The organism is Gloeothece verrucosa PCC 7822 (genome assembly GCF_000147335.1).
GTDB lineage: Bacteria > Cyanobacteriota > Cyanobacteriia > Cyanobacteriales > Microcystaceae > Gloeothece > Gloeothece verrucosa.
The window spans coordinates 2914992-2937882 of sequence record NC_014501.1 but is presented as its reverse complement, the minus strand read 5'-3'; the positions used below and the strand labels follow the sequence as shown (position 1 = coordinate 2937882).

The window sequence follows — 22891 nt, the reverse complement described above, 5'->3', positions numbered from 1 at the left end:
ACAAAATAATCCTAAGCGAGTAGGTTTTGCCAACACAAAATAAGTTTTATACTAAAAACTGATGATGACATGACCAACGACTGAGGACAATAAGCATGAGTATGGATGTTGTAATAACTTGGGGTTTAAGTCTATTGTTGATGTTGATGACTATTTTATTTATCTTTCGCATCGTTTTGACTTGGTATCCTCAAGTAGACTTAAATCGTTTTCCCTTCAGTTTGGTTAGTTGGCCAACCGAACCGTTTTTAGTGCCTGTACGTAAAATTGTACCGCCTTTAGGCGGTGTGGACATCTCCCCGATTATCTGGGTAGCAATTGTCACTTTGCTACGGGAGGTACTTCTCGGACAACAAGGAATTTTAACAATGGCACTTCGTTAATTAATCAGTGATGAATTCTATTTTATCTCCTTTACAAAAATTCTTGATTACTTGGCTACTCATTTTAATCACGAGTTGGCTAACGGTAAAAACGTTGTCTTATGTGGGTGAATTGATCAGCATTCTTTTAACGGCTGCCCTGATGGCTTTTTTACTCAATTATGCTGTCATGGCCCTGAAACTTATTTTACCTCGTCCTATTGCGGCGGTTTTTGTTTATCTAGGGGCGGCGTTAATTTTTATTATTGTTGGTGTGACTTTATTGCCTCCTGTTGTAATTCAAGGGCGGCAATTGTTGATCGGTCTGCCGGAATTAATAGCCCAAGGACAGCAGCAATTAAACACTTTTCAGGCTTGGAGTGTGGATCATAATTTACCCTTTGATTTACAATTAATTACTTCGGATTTATTTAACCGCATTCAAACTCAAGCTAGAATTATTGCTTCTACCGGTTTAGGATTAGTTTTAGGGACTTTTAACTGGTTTCTGGATGTAATTTTAATCCTGGTTATTTCTTTTTATATGCTCATTGATGGGGAAAGACTTTGGGATGGGTTAACCAGTTTCTTTTCTCCAAAAATTCAAGACCAACTTACCATTAGTTTAGAGAAAAATTTACAACGATTTGTGACAGGGCAGTTGATTTTAGGACTGTTTATGTCTGTCTCGCTAACGGTGGCTTTTCGCTTGCTCAATACGCCTTATTTCCTGTTGTTTGCTGTTTTTATTGGGCTGATGGAGTTATTGCCTTTTATTGGGGCCACATTAGGCATAGGAATTGTGGTGATTATTCTGGCTTTTATTAATTGGTGGTTGGCGGTAAAAGTTTTAATTGTATCGGTGATTATTCAGCAAATTAAAGATAATCTGATTAGCCCTAGAATTATGGGGAATTTAACGGGTTTATCGCCGGTGATTATTTTTATGGCTTTGTTACTAGGGGCTAAAATTGGCGGATTTTTAGGCGTGATTTTGGCTATTCCGCTTACTGGGGTGGTGAAAGGGTTAGCTGAAATTGTGGGCGATCCGGATTCTCCGCCTCAAACGGGTTCTTTTTTTAATAATCCTTTTAGAAAAAATCATCCTCAGTTAATCACCACTGAGATTAAACAACAGGATTAAATAAAGGGGGAAGGGGGAAAAGAAAAAACTGAGATTATAGAGAATAGTAGCTCAAGGCTGACATAATCAGCCCTTTCCCCCTTATTTCATTTCATTAAATGTTGTTCGATGAAATTGGTATAAACATCGCCTTCAATAAAGGCAGGGGTTTCTAAGATTCGTTGATGGAATCCAATAGTCGTAGGAACTCCTGTAATAGCACATTCTTTTAAGGCCCGTTTCATGCGCCGAATGGCTGTAGGTCGATCTGGCCCCCAAACAATTAATTTTCCAATTAGAGAATCATAGTAAGGGGGAATTTCATAGTCAGTATAAACGTGAGAATCCATTCGGACTCCAGGGCCCCCAGGTGGAAGATAAGCGCTAATTTTGCCCGGATGAGGACGGAAGTTATAATCGGGATCTTCAGCATTAATGCGGCATTCGATCGCGTGACCCCTCAGTTGTATATCTTTTTGGGTGACAGAAAGTTTTTCCCCTTGGGCGATGCGAATTTGTTCGGTGACTAAATCTAAGCCGGTAATCATTTCGGTGACGGGATGTTCTACCTGAATCCGGGTATTCATCTCCATGAAATAAAAGTTACCGTGTTTATCGACTAAAAATTCAACGGTGCCGGCCCCGACATATTTAATCGATTGAGCGGCTTTAACGGCGGCCTGTCCCATTTTTTCCCGTAATTTAGGGGTTAGAAAGGGGCTAGGGGCTTCTTCTAATAATTTTTGATGTCGCCGTTGAATCGAGCAATCTCTTTCTCCTAAGTGAACCACATTACCGAATTGATCGGCAAAAATTTGAAATTCGATGTGACGAGGACACTCAATAAATTTTTCTAGATAGACTCCTGAATTACCAAAGGCGGCCCCGGCTTCTCCTTGGGCGGCTTGTAGGAGGGCGGGCAGTTCACTTTCACTTCTAACCAGCCGCATTCCTCTACCCCCCCCGCCGGCTGTCGCTTTAATTAAGACCGGATAACCAATTTGGGCGGCGATCTCTTTAGCTTGTTTTTCTGAGTCAATTAAGCCGCCACTACCGGGGATGGTAGGAACTCCTGCACGTTGCATAGTTTTTTTGGCGGTAGACTTATCCCCCATAGCCAAAATGGCTTCAGGAGAGGGGCCAATAAAAGTTATTTTATGATCGGCGCATATTTCAGCAAAACGGGCGTTTTCGGCCAGGAACCCATAACCAGGATGAATGGCGGTGGCGTTGCGAGTCAGGGCAGCAGAGATAATATTAGGGATATTCAGATAACTTTTGCCGCTTGGCGGGGGGCCAATACATACACTCTCATCAGCCAACTGTACATGAAGGGCCTGGCGATCAATGGTGGAGTGAACTGCTACTGTAGCAATGCCTAGTTCTTCACAGCTATGTAAGATTCGTAGGGCTATCTCTCCTCTATTTGCAATTAAGATTTTGGAAAATTCCATGTGCTAAGAGATCAAATATATCTGAATTATATGTAGGATATCTGTTTTTGATACCGGTTTTACTCTTCGGCTTTAAATAAGTCTGATGGGGGGCGATCGCTACTCCAGGCCCACCACCCTTGCTCACACTCGCATAGATAGAATTCTTGCCATTTTCGCCGATAATCTTCGCTTATGACGGGGGCGCGGCGATTGATCCAAACTTTTTGGGCGGCTGTGGCACTAGCGCGGCAACGGGGACAACAAAATTGTGTGGCGTGAACCGCTTTTTCTATCCAAGGGGGAGGAGTGGGGCTAAAGGCTTCCATAGGACTAGGGTTTTTTGTTTTGGTTCTTGCATTATTTTGGCATATTACGCGGCTTGCCCTCTACGAGTTTGGGGGGAATGGTAAGGTCAGGATTATAAAAGAGACAAAAAAACCATATTTATGTCTTTAATAGAGATATTATAGGAGTTTTTTTGATTCTTTGCTAATTTATTATTGGATCTAAATTAGAGTATAAAACAATGGACCCTATTTCTCTGATTCTGAGTGCGTTAGCGACTGGTGCGGGTACGGCGGCGGCGGAAAAAGGTTTTAAAGATGTTTACGATAAGTTAAAGGAATTGATTAAGAAAAAGTTTGCTGATAATGAAGCGGCAAAAGTTGTGTTAGATGAACACGAAAAAGACCCGGAAACATATCAAGCCGCTTTGAAGAAAAAGTTAACTGAAGCGGGGGCTGATAAGGATGAAGAAATTAAAAAAATAGCTCAAGAAATCCTGAAAAAACAAGACCCTCAAGGGGCAGCCGCAGGTAAGTTTAATAATCAAGTTGCGGGAGATATGAAAATTGGTATTCAGGGAGAGGTAAGCGGCGAAAACATTACTCAGACATTTTAAAACAATCGTAGGGTGTGTTAGCGTAGCGTAACGCACCTCAACCCTCAGACATTTTAAAACAATCGTAGGGTGTGTTAGCGTAGCGTAACGCACCTCAACCTCTAGGCCTGTATCAACAGAAAATAGTTAAAGATATTAAATTTATGATGCTAATTACTGTTAGTGAAGATCGGTTAATGTTAGCACCTGGTAATGATGTTATTTTCCCTCATCAAACCTGGGAAGATTATGAAAGATTACTTAATTTGCGTCAAGATAAAACCTTCCCAAAACTCTATTTTAATGCTAAAATCCAAGAAATTAGGCTTATGTCACCTTTACCGAGTCATGGAAATCGTGTTGCTCCTTTAAGCGATTTAGTGAAAAGTCTTTTACGTCGTCAAGGAAAAGATTGGCAATGTTTTGATCCAATTACACTTAAAAAACCTTTGATCCTCCTCCTGATTTAGCGATAGAAGTTGATCTTACCTCGATAACTGATGTAGGCGCATATCAATTGCTTAAAATTCCTGAGTTGTGGGTTTATCGTCGGGAAAGCTTAACTATTTATCTTTTGGAGGGGGAAAGTTATCAGGAAAGTCAAAAAAGTCCTCTATTTCCCGATATAAATATTAAGGAAATTTTACCCTTTTATGTTGAGTTAGGGTGGACTCAAGGCGCTAGTGTTGCTTTACGTCAATTTGAAGCTTTAAAATATTTGAATTGTGAAAAGGAGTAAATTGTGTCTGACAATAAAGGCTTTAAATATAATCAAACTAACACCTCTTACTATTCAGAAATAGGCGGGGATTTTAAGGGGATACAGGGTGATATTACTGCAAGAAATATTACTCAATATATTATTACCCAACAGTCGGGGATTGAAATTACACAAAGAAAATTAATTGAAGCATCGCCTTATGTGGGTTTAGAAAAGTTTAAAGTAGAAGATAAGGATAAATTTTTTGGTCGAGATAGTTGGATTAGAGATTTAACAGCGCATTTAAAACAAAATAAAGTTCTTCTGCTTTTGGGCGCTTCGGGAAGTGGTAAGTCATCCCTGATTCAAGCGGGGTTAATTCCAGCTTTAAGAAATGAAACAATTTTTATTTCTTTGAATATTTTTTGTTTTGTTCCTGATAAAAATCCTTTTGAATCTTTTTATGGTAGCCTTCTGACTAAATATAGGCAATCAGAAGCGAAAGCGGCTAAAATTGTTAAACAAGATACCCTAATTCAAGTCGTTAAGTCTTTAAAAAATGATTCTCAGTGGCTTATTTTTATCGATCAATTTGAGGAATTATTTACCCTAACGCCGAAAACCGAGCAGAGTATTTTTATAAACAGTCTGACTCAATTGATTGATAAATTAGATGAGTCGGTTAGAGTTGTGATGACTATGCGGGCGGATTTTCTTGATAAGTTAAGTCCTTATCCTGACTTGGGAAAAATCCACAATCGCTATAGTCGGATGTTAACCAATATGGATGATAGTGAGTTAAGATTGGCGATAGCTGAACCTGCCGCGAGAAATGGAGTCATATTTGAAAAGGGATTAATTGAAACAATTATTGCCGATTTTCATGAACAAGCGGGGTCTTTGCCGCTCCTACAATATACGCTAGATTTATTGTGGAAAAAAGATGATCTTCAAGACAGAGTTTTAAAGACTAAAACTCATCTACAAGATATGCTAGATTTATTGTGGAAAAAAGATAATGTTCAAGACAGAGTTTTAAAGACTAAAACCTATCAAGATTTGGGCGGGGTAAGGGGCGCACTTCAGAAGCAAGCTAATACAATATATGGTAAATTTGATGCTCGGCAACGAAAATTAGCAAAGGAAATTTTTCTAGAGTTAATTAGCTTAGAAGGGGGGAAAAACGTTAGCAGAAGGGCAGATAAAGCTATTTTTGAGCAGGATGAGATAGAAAAAGAAGTTCTCTATCAACTCATTGATAATCGTCTTTTAGTCAGTCGGGGAGACGATGGGAAAGCAACGGTTGAAGTGGCACATGAAGAGTTGATTCGTTCTTGGGAAGTGTTACAAGAGTTAATCCGAGAAAACGAACAAATTATTATTTTGAGAAATCGGTTATATGCTGATGCCAAGGAGTGGGATGAGTTACGCAAGCAAGATGCAGTAAAAGCTAGGGGTGATCTTTGGAGTGGTTCTAAGTTAGCCCGGATTGTGGAGTTGAGGAGAGAACATTCTTTGCCTAATTTGGATGATTTAGCCAATGAATTCATTGATGCTAGTGTTAAAGAAAGAGAAGAACAACAGCAGCGAGAGTTAAAAGCAGCACAGGAGTTAGCAAAAGCTAATAAAAAAGCCCTTCAAGAGTCTCAAAAACGAGAAGAAGAACAAAGGAAAGCTAATAAAAGACTTCGTCAAGTAAGTGTAATTTTGGGAGTTCTCTTAATTGCCGTTGGTGGTTTCGGTTGGGCGGCTTGGAATCAGAAGAATCAGGCAGAATATAATCAAGCTGAATCTCTGGGTAGATATGCTTCGTCTCTCTTTGATGAACATAAAGAATTAGAAGCTTCTGTGACAGCAATTAAAGCAGGAAAAATTCTACAAAACCAACACACAACTAACCCAGAAGTAACGAATGCTTTACACAAAGTTCTCTTTGCAAACGAATATAATCGTTTAGAAAGGCATAATGATTCTGTCACGAGCGTGAGTTTTAGTCCTGACGGTAAGATTTTGGCTTCTGGTAGTTGGGATAAGACTATCAAACTGTGGGATGTGCAGACCGGTCAAGAAATTCGCACCCTTTCTGGGCATAATGATTCTGTCTATAGCGTGAGTTTTAGTGGTGACGGTAAGATTTTGGCTTCTGGTAGTAGGGATAAAACTATCAAACTGTGGGATGTGCAGACGGGTAAAGAAATCAGCACGCTTTCTGGGCATAATGATTCTGTCTATAGCGTGAGTTTTAGTCCTGACGGGAAGATTTTGGCTTCTGGTAGTGGGGATAAGACTATCAAACTGTGGGATGTGCAGACCGGTCAAGAAATTCGCACCCTTTCTGGGCATAATGATTCTGTCTATAGCGTGAGTTTTAGTCCTGACGGGAAGATTTTGGCTTCTGGTAGTGGGTATAAGACTATCAAACTGTGGGATGTGCAGACCGGTCAAGAAATTCGCACCCTTTCTGGGCATAATGATTCTGTCTTGAGCGTGAGTTTTAGTGGTGACGGTAAGATTTTGGCTTCTGGTAGTAGGGATAAGACTATCAAACTGTGGGATGTGCAGACCGGTCAAGAAATTCGCACCCTTTCTGGGCATAATGATTCTGTCTTGAGCGTGAGTTTTAGTGGTGACGGTAAGATTTTGGCTTCTGGTAGTTGGGATAAAACTATCAAACTGTGGGATGTGCAGACCGGTCAACTAATCCGCACCCTTTCTGGGCATAATGATGGTGTCTCGAGCGTGAGTTTTAGTCCCATCCCCCCCTCCCCCGTTACTAAGGGGGGCGCAGGGGGGATTTTGGCTTCTGGTAGTAGGGATACGAGTATCAAACTGTGGGATGTGCAGACCGGTCAACTAATCCGCACCCTTTCTGGGCATAATGATGGTGTCTCGAGCGTGAGTTTTAGTCCTGATGGTAAGATTTTGGCTTCTGGTAGTGGGGATAAAACTATCAAACTGTGGGATGTGCAGACCGGTCAACTAATCCGCACCCTTTCTGGGCATAATGATGTTGTCTGGAGCGTGAGTTTTAGTCCTGACGGTAAGATTTTGGCTTCTGGTAGTGGGGATAAGACGATCAAACTATGGGATGTGCAGACAGGTCAACAAATCCGCACCCTTTCTAGGCATAATGATTCTGTCTGGAGCGTGAGTTTTAGTCCTGACGGTAAGATTTTGGCTTCTGGTAGTGGGGATAAGACGATCAAACTATGGGATGTGCAGACAGGTCAACAAATCCGCACCCTTTCTAGGCATAATGATTCTGTCTTGAGCGTGAGTTTTAGTGGTGACGGTAAGATTTTGGCTTCTGGTAGTAGGGATAAGACGATCAAACTATGGGATGTGCAGACAGGTCAACAAATCCGCACCCTTTCTAGGCATAATGATTCTGTCTTGAGCGTGAGTTTTAGTGGTGACGGTAAGATTTTGGCTTCTGGTAGTAGGGATACGAGTATCAAACTGTGGGATGTGCAGACCGGTCAACTAATCCGCACCCTTTCTGGGCATAATGAGTATGTCAGGAGCGTGAGTTTTAGTCCTGACGGTAAGATTTTGGCTTCTGGTAGTAGGGATACGAGTATCAAACTGTGGGATGTGCAGACAGGTCAACAAATCCGCACCCTTTCTGGGCATAATGATGTTGTCTGGAGCGTGAGTTTTAGTCCTGACGGTAAGATTTTGGCTTCTGGTAGTAGGGATACGAGTATCAAACTGTGGGATGGAGAGTATGGTTGGGGTTTAGATGCTTTAATGGCAAAGAGTTGTGATAGAGTGCGGGCTTATTTGCACAATCCTAATTCTGATGTTAGGGAGGAGGATAAAGGTTTGTGTGATGGGATTGGTGGGAAGAAGTAGTATTTAGAGGGGATTTATCGACCATATCCGCTTAAAATAAATGTAATGGACGGAATCGGTCAGGAAAACTATGAACGAAAACCACGCGCTACTTTGAAGAACAAGTCTTAGTTAAAAGATCCTATCTTAAGCGAGAATGGTGTCAACAGGGTATTCAGAATCCCGTAAGACGAGAAATTGAACCGAGTGGGCGCATTCGTCATTGGTTGTACATTTCCGAATTAGGAAAATATTTGCGAGTTGTCACCTTAGATGATGGAGAAACCATTCATAACGCTTTCTGTGATCGTAACTTTAAGGAGTAAAAATGAAATTTAATTATTATCCTGAAACCGATTCTCTTTACATTAGCTTATCCGACAAAACAAGTACCGACTCACAAGAAATAGCCCCTGATCTTGTCTTAGATTTTGATAGCGAAGGAAAATTAGTCGGAATTGATATCGATCAATCAAGTAAAATTGTTGACTTAACTTGTTTAGAAACTGAATCATTACCCCTTAATTCTGTTATCTTAACTCAACCCAAATAGCCCTCTAATGGAGATGAAAACGATGACACCAATTGAATTAAGACAAAAAGGTTATCAAGCTTTAGTTAAAGAGTTAGGACAAGTTGATGCTATTCGCTTTTTACAAGATGTAGGAGGCGGCTTTGGTGACTACACTCAAGAACGTCAACAGTCTTTAAAAAATGTCACAAGAGCCGATTTTTGGCAAGATATTTAAGAGATTAGAGCAAAATAACGGGTGTTGGGTTTCGTGCCTCAACCCAACCTACAAAATAAAGATTATTTTTAGGGATATCTATTTGCCTCCATTAATATTTGTCTTTCTAAAATCCTTTCAGGGTCATTAAATTGAAAAATTCGTGCTGTTACTTCCCCAATATCTGTTAAAGTTTGAATGATAGCGCCCTCAAAATTAAAATGCTCTTTCCATTGATCGCGGCGGGGATTAAAAAATCTGATTAATTCTCCTGTTCGCCAAATAATTGAGCCTAAATCTGTTCCTTTATTAAGATTGCAAAACATACAAGCATAGGCTAAATTTTCGGGGGTTGTTTCTCCCCCATGCTTAAGACTAATAATGTGATCGACGTGACAACCAGAAAGACGATCACGGGCGAAAATAAGACAATATTCACATCTAAAATTAGCCCTTTGAGCAACTAACCGTCTTAGTTCTATCGCTATATAAGTTCGAGACATAGTTAATATTTTAGTGAGATTGTTCTGATTGAGTTTGCATGATGATGTGTGCTTTAGCTTTAGCTAATGTAACAATATGTTCCAATACTAACAATTTATCCAGTTCTTTTTGTTCTTCTGGCGTTAAATTTCCCATTTTTGCTCGATAAATCAGGTCTTCTATCTGTTCTTGGGCGCTGTCGGAATACTGGAACTTGACTAAAGTTTCTGGTGTGACTCCTGCCGCCAAAAAATCGATAAACTCGTCATAAATTTTACGTTGATTTTGAATTGATGTAGTCATTAATTTTTTCCGAAAATAAAAGCTTTTTATGTTATTATTGTATCACCCCTAACGGTTTTAATGGGAAATAACTTAACTTCAATTTATGGAGGTTAGCTAAAAATTGTTTTATGCCGCAATATAATCTCTATCACGATCTTGTCAAGAATGGACTATAACAATGAATAACTCTACAGATCAACCCATTTGGCAACCCCAACTCGAACGGATAAAAAATAGTAACATGACCGCTTTTATCCACAAATTTAGTCAACGTTATAACCGTCACTTTAACAATTATGCCCAACTTCATCAATGGTCAGTAGAACATCTAGAAGACTTTTGGCTGGCCATTTGGGATGATGCTGAGATTATCGCTTCCCAAACCGGTGAACAAGTATTAATCCCCAATAATTCTATAGAAAAAGCCGCCTGGTTTCCTGACGCTAGACTGAATTTTGCCGAAAATCTCTTGCGGCATAAAAATAATAACCTGGCCATTGTTTCCCGCAATGAATTAGGACAACGCCGCACTTTAACCTATCAACAACTCTATCAACAAGCCGCACAACTAGCGGCAGCAATGCGAACTTTAGGCATCAAAACAGGTGACCGAATAGCGGGTTTTTTGCCCAATATTCTCGAAACTGTTGTTGCTATGTTAGCCGCTACAAGTATCGGGGCCATTTGGTCGAGTTGTTCCCCAGATTTTGGCATTAATGGAGTCTTAGATCGTTTTGGACAAATTGAACCGAAAATTTTATTTACCACTGATGGTTATTTTTATAAAGGTAAACCCATTGATTCTCTCGAAAAAATCCGTAATATTCAGCCGCAGATTCCCTGTTTAGAAAAAATTATTGTCATTCCCTTTATTCAAGAATATCCCAATATTGCTCAACTGGATAAAGCCGTTTTATACCCAGACTTTTTAGTCAGCGAAAATACCCCAGAACTATTATTTGAACAACTACCTTTTGATCATCCCGTTTATATTATGTATTCTTCCGGCACAACCGGAAAACCCAAATGTATTGTACATGGGGCAGGAGGAACCCTATTACAACATTATAAAGAATTAAAATTACATACTGACTTAAAACCCGAAGATAAAATTTTTTATTACACAACCTGCGGCTGGATGATGTGGAATTGGGTTGTCAGTAGTTTAATGATAGGGGCGACGGTTATTTTATATGATGGTTCCCCGTTTTATCCGGGTGCAGATAGTCTGTTTAATTTAATCGATGAAGAAGAAGTTAGTATATTTGGTACCAGTGCTAAATATATCGCCACCGTAGAAAAAGAAGGAGTAAAACCCAAACAAACCCATCAATTAACCGCCTTAAAAGCCATTCTTTCCACTGGTTCTCCTCTCACTCATGAAAACTTTGAATATGTCTATCGAGATATTAAAACAGACCTCTGTTTATCTTCTATTTCTGGCGGCACAGATATTGTTTCTTGCTTTGCATTAGGCAATCCCAATTTACCCGTATATCGAGGGGAATTACAATGTATTGGGTTAGGGTTAGCGGTGGATATTTTTGATGAAGGAGGAAACCCTTTAAGAGGAGAAAAAAGCGAATTAGTTTGTAAGCGGCCTTTTCCTTGTCGTCCGGTGAGTTTTTGGAATGATCCAAGCGGCGAAAAGTTTCATAATGCTTATTTTTCCCGATTTGATCCCGTTTGGAATCACGGAGATTATGCCGAAATTCGAGAACATGAGACTCATTGGGGTTTAATTATTTATGGTCGTTCGGATGCCGTTTTAAATCCGGGTGGTGTTCGCATTGGAACCGCAGAAATTTATCGCCAAGTGGAAGCGCTTGAAGAAGTCAAAGAAAGTATTGTTGTGGGGCAAAATTGGGAAGATGATGTGCGTGTTGTTCTCTTTGTAGTTTTGAGAGAGGGTGTTACCTTGGATGAATTTTTAAAGAATAAGATAAAAACCACGATTCGTAATAATACTAGCCCTCGTCATGTGCCGGCAAAAATTATTCAAGTTGCCGATATTCCCAGGACAATTAGTGGTAAAATAGTAGAGATAGCGGTACGAAATATTATTCATGGTGAACCCGTTCAAAATCGGGAAGCTTTAGCGAATCCCCTCGCTTTAGAATATTTTCAAGACCTAGAGGAACTCAAAAATTAAATGGGTTCATAACCCTTAAAAATTCAAGCTTATCCCTGTGTCTAGACTTGGCCTGCAAGGTTTCTAAAGGGGATATCCATCAAATTTCGGTTGCAGATAAGCGATAATTTTATCAACCATTTCCTGGGGAGATAAAGAAATATCAACAACGATAGCATTGTGGGGAGTTTCTAACGTTTCTAATTGAGAATTTAAGAGATTTTCTTTCATAAAATGCCCTTCTCGATGCAGTAATCTTTTTCGAATTGTCTCAAAACTCCCTTGAAGATAAATAAAAATAATATTATCATCATTTCCTTGTAACAATTCTCGATAATTTTCCTTCAGGGCCGAGCAAGCAATTATGCCATTTTCCTGTTGGGTTTGTAAGTTATCAATTAAACGCCGCAGCGCTTTTAACCAAGGCTCTCTATCCGCATCATTTAAAGCAATTCCCTGCTTCATTTTTTCAACATTTTCTAAAGGATGAAAATCATCTCCATCATAAAATTGCCAACCTAATTCTTGACTCAAAAGCTTGCCTATGGTGGATTTACCCGACCCGGAAACTCCCATGATAATACAAATTTTTGAGGATTGTTCTTGAGCCATCATTAACAATATGGGTTTTGATTTAACTCGGCTTTTCTAAATTACCTCAAATTAAAAATATTTGTAAAGCATAAAGGAACGGGTTCGGCAATACTATAACCCTGTACATAATCAATCCCCATGCTTTTGAGCGGCTCTAAAATCCCCGGATGCTCAACAAATTCTGCTATCGTCTGCATTCCCAAAGCATGGCCAATGCGATTAAAACACTCAACAAAAGTATAGTCAACCGCATCTGTAATCAAACTCATATTAATTTTTAAATAATCCACCGACAGATTTTTCAGATAGGTTAAAGAATTTATCCCAGTGCCTACATTATCTAAAGCCAAGCGACAACCTAATTGTTTAAGAGTATCCATGAAGAGTTTAGCTTGACTAAAATTAGCGAGCGCACTACTTTCTGTAATTTCAAAACACAAAGATTGAGGAGGTATGGGAGGACAGGCTAATTGTTGTCTTAAAAAATCAAGAAACTCCTGATTATTAAGACTCACCGCCGACAGATTAATATTATAGACAATATTTTCTTGTCTAGCAGTTTGAAAACAGGAGGTTTTATTATGTTGGGCGTAGTGATTAAAAAAATTTTTAATGACCCATTGATCAATCATGGGCATCAAGTGGTAACGTTCAGCCACAGGCAGGAAATTTCCAGGCAAGATCATATTACCCTGCTCATCAACTAATCTCAGTAACACCTCATAATGATTTGTCCCTATTGCTGAAGTGATAGGCGCTATTCTTTGGGTATATAAACAGAACTTGTTGTTTTCTAACGCTTGATTTAAGCGCGAAACCCAGAGTCTAGCTTGGCCTTGTTGATTAAGTTCTTCCTCATCGAGGCTAAAGGTATGAATTCGGTTACGGCCTCGACTTTTAGCCACATAACAAGCTGTATCAGCCGTATCTAGAAGCGTGGTCACATCTGCGCTTTCAGCATCTATGGGCACCAAACCAATACTAGCCCCTATACTAAACCTCTGTTGCTCCCAAATAAAGCGGAAATCCTCAAGTGCCTGTCTGAGTGTTTCGGCAATTTTTTTCCCCTCTTCAATGGGACAATTGAGCAGTAACAAGCCAAATTCATCTCCCCCTAAGCGAGCTATGGTATCACTAGAACGGATTTGCTGTTGTAGTAAAAAAGAGATTTGACGCAGCAAATGATCACCGGCCACATGACCACATGAATCATTAATCATTTTAAACTTGTCCAAATCCAGATAACCGAGGGTATGGGTCATATTCTGGCTTTTGACATTTTCTAAGGCTTTTTCTACTCGTTGTTCAAATACCTGTCGATTGACTAATCCTGTCAAGGGATCATGACTTGCTTGCCAGGATAATTGGCGAGTGAGTTGACGCGCTTGAGAATGATCACTGATAATGACCACTACTCCCATCAGTTGACCTTCCCCTGAGCAAATTGGGGAAGCCGTAAGGTTAATGGCGTATTCTTTCTCATCTCGAGCGACGAAGGTGAGCGAATTTTCTAAGCGAATTATCTGTTTTTGCTGTAAAACTTTATCGATGGGGTTTTCTACCGCTTCTCCTGTGACTTCATCGAACAATCGTAAAATCTCGCCGGAGGGTAGTCCTCGAATTTGATTGATCGTCCAACCAAGCAAACGTTCAGCCGCCGAGTTACATTGAGTGATTTGACTGCTTGTATCTGTGGTAATGACTGCCTCCCCAAGACACTGTAGGGTGGCTAGTGCTAATTCTTTTTCTGAAAATAAAGCGACTTCTATCAATTTAGAATCTGTTATAGGGGGTGCCTGAGCGATCATCTTTTGCCACAAACTTTGAGCCATTTTCAGGACGAATTGAGATGATAAGGGTTCTTTGCACTCAGGGTTTTTCTGAGCGGCTTTCGGTCGCCTGTTATCCCGGGGTCGCATTGCTATCTGTGATTTGGTTTACTTTAGCTTATCAGATGAAGCCGAGAGCGAAAACTCCTAAGCGCAAAGCGGGCAAGAAAATCGAAAATTAGCCCTTGAGCATAGCTCGTTGTCTTTTCTTATGATAAAAGTATTTATTCAAAACTAAGTTTTTTAAAATACAGCCTAATCATTTAAGTATTCAATTAATAACTTGACAACTATCTTAAGATATATTTTAAGTTTTCTAGATTACATTTTTTGAGGAAAAAATTGTGATGATAAATACTTAATCTCTCTTAACATCAACCCGGAAGCTCTTTAACTTTATCTTTGAGAATTAACGCTCAATTGATGATTGTAATTTTTTAGCCGCTTAACCGAAACTTAATTCAAAAAATCCCAAAAATGATGGCATAATATAAGCACAATTAACATTGTTTGCGGAACAAGAGTTATGACTAGCCAAACCTTTGAAGAAACCCAAAAACAGTTTACTGAGCTTCCTCAAAAACTATATTATACCTGGTTATCAAACTTCCCCAGTATCATTAACGCTTTCAACATTCCTGAGAACCTAGATAAATTGCTCGAACTACAATACGAGTTAGCCAAAAATTATATAGCCGCCGAAGAAATCGCTCTAAATTTAGTTTTAACCACTCAGAAGCAATGGTGGGATAGCTATTTTGATGTGTTGAAAAAACTATCAGAGCCGAAACCCCAGCCTAAAGTAGATTAGTCGATAAGATACAAATAGTAGGTTAAAATCTACAAACCCTGTAGAGGCGCTATAAGTAACGTCTCTACTGTTAATATCAATGGGCTTTAGCATTGCTATAGATAACCTCTGTATTTAGCAAAATGCTATAACCTTCAGCCCTGCTGCCGATGGCTATAATAGGCTATTCCTGAGAATTGGTTTGATGTTTAATCCAAGCGGCTAAACTTTGAGATAACTCAGTTAAAGAATTAATTAACTCAGGAGAAATTTCAACTTGCAACTTTCCCGATTCAATATTTAAATCTTGCTGAGGAAAAGGAATATTGATACCCCGTTTGCGAAAAATAGAATCAATAATAAAGTATAAATCACTTTTAATCTGAAATTGCTTATTCGGCTTAGAAATCCAAATCAATAATTGAAAATCTAGACAACTATCTCCAAACCCGACAAAACCCACTTTAGGCGGCGGATTCGTTAAAACTTCTTTATGTTGTTTAGCCGCATCTAACAGAGCATTTTTCACTAAAGATAAATCCGAACCGTATGCCACCCCAACCGCTAATTTTAGCCGAGATACAGGAGTTCGATGATTCCAATTAATAACTTCTGATTCTAAAAAGCGAGAATTCGGCAAAATAACTGAGATTTGATCGAGCGTTTTAATTTCGGTAGAGCGTACACTAATTCGTTCTACAGTTCCCATTAATTCCCCAACTTCTACAAAATCACCCACTTGAATAGGACGCTCAAAAATTAAGACTAAACCACTGACAAATTCTTTAGCAATGCCCTGAATACCTAAGCCAATACCTACACCTAATACGCCGGCAAAAACGGTCAGAGAACTAATATCTAATCCCCACAGTTGTAAAATAATAATCGCGCCAATAAATACCATCGTATAATTAGCCATTAAGGCAATGGTTTCTTGAGCGGCTCGACTAAGGCCAGTAAAACTCAAGACTCGTGATCGCAGCACAACGCCTAGGGTTCTGGCGAAGAAAACGAGGGCGATCAACACAGCAATTAAAAAAACAAGGTCTAAAACCGAATATTGCTTATCGCCTAAAGTAACAAGATCAGCCACTAAACTATTGACAATAAGATTAACAAAATCATAGCTTAACTGGCGAGTTTGAGGAAAAAGACGAGTCACATAAATAATACTAATAAACCCAATTAGCCCTTTAATTAAATTGAGAAAAACTTCCGAAAACACCTGTATTTTAGGTCTGGGCTGAGTGGGAAGTTGAGTTAAGGGTTGGCCGGTTTCTGTTAATAAAACCTGACTGTTAGCTCGTTCTAATAAAGGATCAATCCAACGATGCCAAAGTTTTTCTAGTTGGTAGGTAATGAAAAAAGCGACTAACAGCACTGCTAAAGAGATTAACGTTGCTGTCATTAAATAGCTTAAAGTCCGTTCATATTGCGCTTGTTCAATAGCTTGTGCGAGTTGTTGTTGCCAAATTTTGGCTTGTTCTGTAATACTTCTGCCTTTGGGGAGATCATTAGAAGTTACCGAAAGTATATGAGAATTATTAACCAAAATAACCGGTAAATCTCGGTTACTATCGATCTCAACCCGCACAGGGCTTTTAGAATCTTTAATAATTTCTCTTAATATACGGTTAGCTTCGTCGGCGCGTTGACTGGCGGTAAATTGTCCTGATGGACTCACCTCAAAAATGGGATTACCATCAACGATAATGGGGGCTGTTTGCTGAGGTTGTGCAGACACTGAACCTGTGCTGAAAACACAACTTAACACCATTAAGATGATAATAATCCAATGAATACAACCAGAACGGCTTTTTCTCCAGAAACGGGAAGCCCCTGGTTGTTGTGGCGATTTTTTTGGCAAAATACAACCCCCACGAATCTTTGAGTTGATAACATCTCTATTTTAGCCGCCAAGAGTCAGGGTGGAGGGTTAGACAGGAGAAAGGGAAAGGGTAAAGGGTAAAGTTGTAGAGTGGGAAATGGTAACTATGACTATTGAAACCCATACAATAGAACTAATTAGCGACATTGCCCACCCACTGAGAATGCGAGGTTGATTGGGGTGCTTCACTGTGTTCCGCACTAGATTGATGTGTACAGGATTATTTTTAAGCTCTTGGCAAGTTTTGGCTGGTGTAAGCGTCAGCCGTAAAACCGGGGATACGATCGCTATCAGTATCTTTTCCTGTCACGGACTTAGCAATGGCTTCAAAAGAATCTGAGCGCCAGTTACGAGCATGAATTGGCTTGCTTTGCTCTCCTCTAAAATAGGCTTGGGTGCCAATCAGTGCAGCCGCTACCCAACCGACAAGCATTACAGCGATTAATAGACTCAGCATTTTGGTGTCCTCTTTTGTTTATTAACTTTTGTTTCGCTTTATGTAAATAAATGTAACAATTAATTGCAGAGCTTGTCAACTTGTGTTTAGTACGGTTATCTCACCATGCGCGTTAGCTAAAACCTTATAGCAGAAGTCAGAAGTCAGAAGTCAGGAGTCACAAGTCAGAAGTCAGAAGGAAAAAGCTTATTGCTATTAGGTTTGAGGTTTAAAAGATGTCCTAAGCACAGGAGCGGTTGCTATATTTACCGTTTCACGGTTAAAACAATCTCTGCGGTTAAATTACGGTCATTTTGACCCAGAATTTTGACACGATAGACAGATCCATCATAAGGAGAACGTACAGCCACTATCTCTTGAATTTGCTCATTAACTTCTTGAAGTTGGCTTCTTAAAGACTCTAACTCATACTTTTGTTTAGAGAGATTCGTCTGGTAAGTCGTCAATTGTAGAGAATGCTGAATTTGAGCCGCATTAAGCCGGGCCAAGGCTTCCTTAACCGCCACAGTAGCCAGGATCTGTTTTTCTTTTAAGGCGGCTAATTCTTTGACTTTTTCGGGTTCGAGAATCTCGCTTAACTGGGGATCTTTAAAAGCAAACCCTTGATAATGATCAATTTGTTGGGTAACTCGTGTTAATTCTGATTGGGCTTTGTGTAAAGCCATCCGTTCCTGTTGAAATTGGGATTTAGTGATTGGTTCTGTTTTAGTCAAAGGTAAACTCGCCTTAGCCATCGCAATTTCTAACTGACGCTTTTTGGTTAGGAGAGAGGAACGTTCAGAAATGCGATCACTAATAATATCTCCTTTTTTAACCTGCTGTTTTTCCTTGACTTTGATATCTTCTATATGAGTCACTGTAATTTGAATCGTATGAAGAAAACTGGCTGATTCAGTCTTTTGAGCTTGAGTAGGCGATAAAGAAAAAATATTGCCCCGCGTTAAGATTTTAGGTTTGGAATCAGCCAAACCGTTAGAAGGTCCCGTATGAAAAGTTACAGCAGCAATCAGTAGCCCTACACTAAGAAAGGGAAAACTATCCAATAATATTCTCATTTTCAAAACTCCGGTATAGGGGTAATCATTTTAACGCTGAGACTGCCGCTTGCATATTGATGCTCAAAGTCAGAGAGGGCTAAGGCTAAAGGATGATAAGTTAAAGTGGCTGTTTTCCCTGAAACGGTAAGGGTAGGAAATTGATCAACTCCCTGTGTAGGAACCATTTCATCAGCAAAAGTTATTTCTAACTCTCCACTCAGAAGAATCACCGCATTCGGATGAGCGGCAGCAATTTGTTGAAAAATAGGAGTGACTGGTTCATGGTTCATGGTTATTTTTTGCACAACAGTTGTGGCTATTTCGCCGACACTGGTAGTTAAGCGTCTGGGAATAATTTGCTCCCAAGTTTTGTAAATTCCTTGCCCATCAGTAACAATAAATTCATCCCCATCAGCCGCTAAAATTAAATATCGTCCGTTAATGAGAGATCGATCACTGGCTTTTGCTCCCTGAATGTTGGCCCAGATATGATGACGATTAGCATTTTGATCATACATTTTTAGTAAACTGCTTTTAATTCCCAGTTGTTGAGAGGCAGTTTGTACTAAACCCCCAGATTGTACTAAGTAGTAATTCGAAACTAATAAGGCAATGGCACCGGCTAAAACCCAATATTCTCCTAACCCCCCTGTCCTGAGACGACGGTTCGGGTTGCTTCCATGTACACACCAAGCGGGTAAGGGATAAAACCACTGTACACCTTTTTTGGTAAACATATCTGCATAACAGGAAAACAGATGCCCCACAGGAAGAGCTAATGCAACCTTCCAGCCCAAATGCAACCATCCTTGAGCCAGGGCTATAGATGCAATAGCTGTAGCGGCTGTTGCTAGTAAGGAATGGGTGATACTGCGATGAGGGAAATGGTCTTCTAGATAATGGGACACCGGAAAGCAGATTTGACCGACGTAGCTGTTACTCAGGTCAAGATCCGGGAGTTGAGAACCGATAGCGGCTAAAATTAAAATATTAGGAGAAAAATCAGCAAAACTAAATGATACGACGGCTGTGGCAATAGCCGCATGGGTTAAACTCATCATTGTCCTAGTTTCCTCTTAGCACCTTGAATTTTTCCCAATTGTTTTAAAATCATGATCAGGATTAAAATGCAACTTCCCACCACATATAAACCCCGATCACCAGTTCCTAACCCCACAAAGCGAAAGATACCGATAAATAATAAGACACTGTAGGTGATGGGGCTAATATCGATATACTGGGTATGTTCAAGATTTTGCTCAAGTCCGAGGGCATAAGCCGCCACTTTTTTTCGGGCTAAAAACGGGTTTCTGCCGCAACTGGCTAATAATTCGGCAATTTCCGAACGAGTGAGGGTAATTCCCATTTGTCTAGCTTGATCATGAATAATAGCGCGCATCTGTTGATTACTGACTAAGGGTAATTCCAACTTTTGCAGTTTAAGAAAGACATCTCGCTGGGGGTTAGCTACCATAAAGGTTACTATTTTTACTCCTTGGTTAAGAAGAGAATCTAACCAATAACGTACACTTGCAGGAAGACGTTTACTTTCAGGAAAAATAAATAGGGTCCGAGAATTGGCATTGAGGGTTATTTCTTCTTTGAGAACTTCACCACTAAGCGGCTTATCTTTTTCGTTGGTGGTGGGAATATTCAAAGCTTTAGCGATAGCGGTATAAAATTGTTTAGTGGTTTGATAAATGACCAAAGCGCAGTTAAATTGATCACTGAGGCGATCTACAATGGCTTGTGCCAGTTCATCTTGCCCTGTACCGTATTCCCCTAAGATTAAAAGGGATTGTCCATTGATGAGAGTATTGCAAGCTTTTTCTAGGGTTTCTGATAGCCCAACGAGACGATCTAGGGTGTGTTGATGGGTTAGACTTTGAGTGCTGTTGGGCCTAGGGCTTTTGGGAAGTCCTGGACTATATAGTCCGACTCTAAAACGTGGGAACTCGCCAACTCGGAGACATTTTTAAGTTCTTGTTCGCCCTTGTCAAAGCCGATCATAGATCCGTGTTTTTGGATATAGATATGAAGTTGATCAAATTGGCTCACTTGTTCCTCAGTGAGATAGACTTTGTTTTGCTCATCTTTTTGGGTTGTGATTTGTAAATAGCGTATCCGTTTATAATACGTGCTTTTGCCAATTTGATATTTAGCCTGTAAATCTTCTGGCCGCGTTCGTAACTCGCTGGAAACGGCAATTATATTTTGATTTTTGGGCTTATCTAACATATAAAAACTTTAGGGAATAATAGCGATTATAAGGAATATTATGCTTATTTTTAGGCAAATTAAATCCGAATTTTTACTGATTTTTTTCTCTTAAGTGAAGAGGGGATGCAGTATAATTACAGCCTTTTTACTTCTGCCCCTATTTTTCTGCTACAAGACAAGATAGATAAGTGTTCGAGCATTTGAACTCTTTGCCGCTCTAATTCAAGTCTTTCATTCTGATAAAATTATTACCAAATATTAATAAAGTTGACTACTTTGTTTTCGTCTTTACTCTCTAGGTTTGGCTATCACATTAGATAACACCTCAAGGGTTTAATTTAATCATCAGTCATCATTTCTCTTGGTCAGGGTGGGTATGGCAAAGGCTAACAAATACGATAATATTGTAATCAGACTCTAACTGAAGGTTAATCATGCTGTCATCCATAGAATTATCTAACCCTTGGTTAATTGGCATCGCCCTCAATACAATTTTAGTTGCTATCGCTTTTATCCTTCCTAAAAAGTTACTCACACCGGCAGGATATATTCATGCTTGGATCTTAGGCGTTCTCATTTGGGGGACTCTCCAATGGCGCGGCTATTTAATCGTTTTATTTTACTTTTTTGTCGGATCAGCAGTCACTCGTATTGGCATGGAACAAAAGGAAAAAGAAGGTATTGCAGAAAAACGTTCCGGACAACGAGGCCCTGAAAATGTCTGGGGGTCTGCCCTTATTGCGGCTATCTGCGCTATTCTTACCTTATGGGTTGATCCTTTTTGGCAAAAGTTATTAATCTTAGGTTATGTGGCTAATTTTAGTACCAAACTTGCCGATACTACCGCCAGTGAAGTTGGTAAAGCTTACGGAAAACGAACTTTTTTAATTACCACTTTACAACCTGTGGCTAGAGGAACTGAAGGCGCTGTTAGTTTAGAGGGAACATTAGCCGGAGTAGCCGCTTCTGTTGTGATTGCCGCTTTAGCTTGGGCTATGGGTTTAATTGATGAAATAGGAATAGTTTGGTGTGTGATTGCTGCCTTTATTGCTACTAATTTAGAGAGTTTAATTGGGGCAACTCTTCAGTCTAAATGGGACTGGTTAACGAATGAATTAGTTAATGTCATTAATACTTTGATCGGGGCTGTTGTAGCTATTTTATTAGCTTATTTAATTTCCTTTTGATCACAAGTCAACTTTGAATAAAATTAAGCCGCCGATATTTGATAGGTTTTCATTTCTAGTGCCCACACTTTCAACTGAACCAACTCATAAGCCCCAAAAGAAGTCATGAAAGCTGTATCGGTAGCATCTCGCCCTCGTACCATTAATATACGTCCTATACGGGGTCGATTATGACGAGCATCAAAAGCATACCACTGCCCGCCTAAAAATACTTCAAACCAGGCATGAAAGTCCATCGGAGTTGTCAGAGGTTCTACCCCGATATCCCCTAAATACCCTGCACAATAACGGGCAGGAATATTTAAACACCGACAAAAAGTAATGGCAAGATGGGTAAAATCTCGACAGACTCCCGCCCTTTCGGTATATACTTGATACGCCGTTTTATGAGGATAGGTATATTCGTAGCCGTAGGTAATATTAGAATGTATCCAGTCACAAATAGCCTGAACTCTAGCCCAACCGGGTGTCGTTTCTCCAAAAAGACTCCAAGCTACCTCACTAAGAAGATCTACTTCACAATATCGACTCGCTAGAAGATACTGTAACGTCTCAGAAGGTAATTGAGATATAGGATATTGTATAGCTTTCCAGTTAAGGGGGTCGGGTTTTCCATTATCATTGATTATTATATCATTATAGAGCCGCAACTGTCCAACAGGTGTCAAGATACGGGCACATCGGTTACCGAAACTGTCAATAAACTCCTCAATAGGAATATTTGGCTCAAGTTTGAGTTTTTCAGGGGTTTTTAAATCTTTTGCTCGGGAAGGATGAGTATAGAGCAATAAGAGCATTCCCACAGGGGTAGGAGAATTAATAACAATGTCGTAACCAACTCGAATATCCATTTTTAAAAGTTAGGAATAGGAAATACTCTAACAGACTTTTCATAAATTAACTCTAACAATCTCAAAACCGTGAATG

22 protein-coding genes and 1 pseudogene are annotated in these 22891 nt (G+C 39.7%); 10 read left to right on the top strand and 13 right to left on the bottom strand.

Annotated elements, in window-relative coordinates; translation table 11 throughout:
- Window positions 1-95 precede the first annotated feature (95 nt).
- Together CYAN7822_RS12860 and CYAN7822_RS12855 are read left to right on the top strand one after the other, a co-directional pair.
- On the top strand, window positions 96-383 hold the full coding sequence (locus tag CYAN7822_RS12860; RefSeq protein ID WP_013322710.1) for a YggT family protein: 288 nt from the start codon (window positions 96-98) through the stop codon (window positions 381-383).
- A 10-nt stretch (window positions 384-393) separates the two neighbouring features.
- On the top strand, window positions 394-1506 hold the full coding sequence (locus tag CYAN7822_RS12855; RefSeq protein WP_013322709.1) for an AI-2E family transporter: 1113 nt from the start codon (window positions 394-396) through the stop codon (window positions 1504-1506).
- Window positions 1507-1592: 86 nt separating this feature from the next.
- Here CYAN7822_RS12855 and accC read toward each other — a convergent pair whose 3' ends face one another.
- Together accC and CYAN7822_RS12845 are read right to left on the bottom strand one after the other, a co-directional pair.
- Window positions 1593-2939, bottom strand: coding sequence for an acetyl-CoA carboxylase biotin carboxylase subunit (gene accC / locus CYAN7822_RS12850; RefSeq protein ID WP_013322708.1), 1347 nt, complete (start codon window positions 2937-2939; stop codon window positions 1593-1595).
- Window positions 2940-2998: 59 nt separating this feature from the next.
- The gene (locus CYAN7822_RS12845; RefSeq protein ID WP_013322707.1) at window positions 2999-3247 is read right to left on the bottom strand and encodes a hypothetical protein; all 249 of its coding nucleotides are present in this window, start codon (window positions 3245-3247) and stop codon (window positions 2999-3001) included.
- A 200-nt stretch (window positions 3248-3447) separates the two neighbouring features.
- Between CYAN7822_RS12845 and CYAN7822_RS12840 the strand changes: the two genes are divergently transcribed.
- From CYAN7822_RS12840 to CYAN7822_RS38660, 5 genes and pseudogenes are all read left to right on the top strand, one after another.
- Window positions 3448-3822 carry a hypothetical protein gene (locus tag CYAN7822_RS12840; RefSeq protein WP_013322706.1) on the top strand — a complete coding sequence of 125 codons (375 nt, stop codon included), beginning with the start codon at window positions 3448-3450 and terminating at the stop codon, window positions 3820-3822.
- Window positions 3823-3965: 143 nt separating this feature from the next.
- Window positions 3966-4540, top strand: a pseudogene (locus tag CYAN7822_RS12835) (PDDEXK family nuclease).
- Between the two features lie 3 nt (window positions 4541-4543).
- Complete coding sequence (locus CYAN7822_RS12830) at window positions 4544-8356, top strand: nSTAND1 domain-containing NTPase (RefSeq protein ID WP_013322705.1); 3813 nt, start codon at window positions 4544-4546, stop codon at window positions 8354-8356.
- Between the two features lie 307 nt (window positions 8357-8663).
- Window positions 8664-8888: a DUF2283 domain-containing protein gene (locus CYAN7822_RS12825; RefSeq protein ID WP_013322704.1), complete on the top strand. Its 225-nt coding sequence runs from the start codon at window positions 8664-8666 to the stop codon at window positions 8886-8888.
- 22 nt (window positions 8889-8910) lie between these two features.
- Entirely contained in the window at window positions 8911-9084 is a 174-nt protein-coding gene (locus CYAN7822_RS38660; RefSeq protein WP_013322703.1) for a hypothetical protein, read from the top strand.
- 68 nt (window positions 9085-9152) lie between these two features.
- Here the strand turns inward: CYAN7822_RS38660 and CYAN7822_RS12820 are convergent, their stop codons facing one another.
- Both CYAN7822_RS12820 and CYAN7822_RS12815 read right to left on the bottom strand, forming a co-directional pair.
- On the bottom strand, window positions 9153-9566 hold the full coding sequence (locus CYAN7822_RS12820) for an HNH endonuclease (RefSeq protein ID WP_013322702.1): 414 nt from the start codon (window positions 9564-9566) through the stop codon (window positions 9153-9155).
- 10 nt (window positions 9567-9576) lie between these two features.
- Window positions 9577-9849 (bottom strand): hypothetical protein, encoded by a 273-nt coding sequence (locus CYAN7822_RS12815; RefSeq protein ID WP_013322701.1) that lies wholly within the window; start codon window positions 9847-9849, stop codon window positions 9577-9579.
- Window positions 9850-10009: 160 nt separating this feature from the next.
- Between CYAN7822_RS12815 and CYAN7822_RS12810 the strand changes: the two genes are divergently transcribed.
- On the top strand, window positions 10010-11983 hold the full coding sequence (locus CYAN7822_RS12810; protein ID WP_013322700.1) for an acetoacetate--CoA ligase: 1974 nt from the start codon (window positions 10010-10012) through the stop codon (window positions 11981-11983).
- Between the two features lie 63 nt (window positions 11984-12046).
- Here CYAN7822_RS12810 and CYAN7822_RS12805 read toward each other — a convergent pair whose 3' ends face one another.
- Both CYAN7822_RS12805 and CYAN7822_RS12800 read right to left on the bottom strand, forming a co-directional pair.
- Complete coding sequence (locus CYAN7822_RS12805; protein WP_013322699.1) at window positions 12047-12577, bottom strand: gluconokinase; 531 nt, start codon at window positions 12575-12577, stop codon at window positions 12047-12049.
- Window positions 12578-12615: 38 nt separating this feature from the next.
- Window positions 12616-14475 carry an EAL domain-containing protein gene (locus CYAN7822_RS12800; protein WP_013322698.1) on the bottom strand — a complete coding sequence of 620 codons (1860 nt, stop codon included), beginning with the start codon at window positions 14473-14475 and terminating at the stop codon, window positions 12616-12618.
- A 436-nt stretch (window positions 14476-14911) separates the two neighbouring features.
- Here CYAN7822_RS12800 and CYAN7822_RS12795 point away from each other — a divergent pair, with 436 nt between their 5' ends.
- Window positions 14912-15196 (top strand): hypothetical protein, encoded by a 285-nt coding sequence (locus tag CYAN7822_RS12795; RefSeq protein ID WP_013322697.1) that lies wholly within the window; start codon window positions 14912-14914, stop codon window positions 15194-15196.
- Between the two features lie 163 nt (window positions 15197-15359).
- On the opposite strand, the gene CYAN7822_RS12790 is transcribed toward CYAN7822_RS12795, so the two are convergent.
- The 6 genes from CYAN7822_RS12790 to CYAN7822_RS12765 all read right to left on the bottom strand — a co-directional run bounded on the left by CYAN7822_RS12790 (window position 15360) and on the right by CYAN7822_RS12765 (window position 20795).
- Complete coding sequence (locus CYAN7822_RS12790; RefSeq protein WP_245602741.1) at window positions 15360-17042, bottom strand: mechanosensitive ion channel family protein; 1683 nt, start codon at window positions 17040-17042, stop codon at window positions 15360-15362.
- Window positions 17043-17289: 247 nt separating this feature from the next.
- Window positions 17290-17520: a photosystem II protein, Psb35-related gene (locus tag CYAN7822_RS12785; RefSeq protein ID WP_013322695.1), complete on the bottom strand. Its 231-nt coding sequence runs from the start codon at window positions 17518-17520 to the stop codon at window positions 17290-17292.
- A gap of 245 nt (window positions 17521-17765) precedes the next feature.
- Window positions 17766-18575 (bottom strand): HlyD family secretion protein, encoded by an 810-nt coding sequence (locus tag CYAN7822_RS12780; RefSeq protein ID WP_013322694.1) that lies wholly within the window; start codon window positions 18573-18575, stop codon window positions 17766-17768.
- A 2-nt stretch (window positions 18576-18577) separates the two neighbouring features.
- The gene (locus CYAN7822_RS12775; RefSeq protein ID WP_013322693.1) at window positions 18578-19618 is read right to left on the bottom strand and encodes a metal-dependent hydrolase; all 1041 of its coding nucleotides are present in this window, start codon (window positions 19616-19618) and stop codon (window positions 18578-18580) included.
- Window positions 19615-20265, bottom strand: coding sequence for a hypothetical protein (locus CYAN7822_RS12770; RefSeq protein ID WP_049802543.1), 651 nt, complete (start codon window positions 20263-20265; stop codon window positions 19615-19617). The genes CYAN7822_RS12775 and CYAN7822_RS12770 overlap by 4 nt, the downstream gene beginning before the upstream one ends.
- A gap of 170 nt (window positions 20266-20435) precedes the next feature.
- Complete coding sequence (locus CYAN7822_RS12765; RefSeq protein WP_013322692.1) at window positions 20436-20795, bottom strand: hypothetical protein; 360 nt, start codon at window positions 20793-20795, stop codon at window positions 20436-20438.
- A 416-nt stretch (window positions 20796-21211) separates the two neighbouring features.
- Between CYAN7822_RS12765 and CYAN7822_RS12760 the strand changes: the two genes are divergently transcribed.
- A complete protein-coding gene (locus CYAN7822_RS12760) occupies window positions 21212-21964 on the top strand; it encodes a TIGR00297 family protein (protein WP_013322691.1) in 753 nt (250 codons plus the stop codon).
- Window positions 21965-21987: 23 nt separating this feature from the next.
- On the opposite strand, the gene CYAN7822_RS12755 is transcribed toward CYAN7822_RS12760, so the two are convergent.
- Window positions 21988-22815 (bottom strand): transglutaminase-like domain-containing protein, encoded by an 828-nt coding sequence (locus CYAN7822_RS12755; protein WP_013322690.1) that lies wholly within the window; start codon window positions 22813-22815, stop codon window positions 21988-21990.
- Window positions 22816-22891 lie beyond the last annotated feature (76 nt).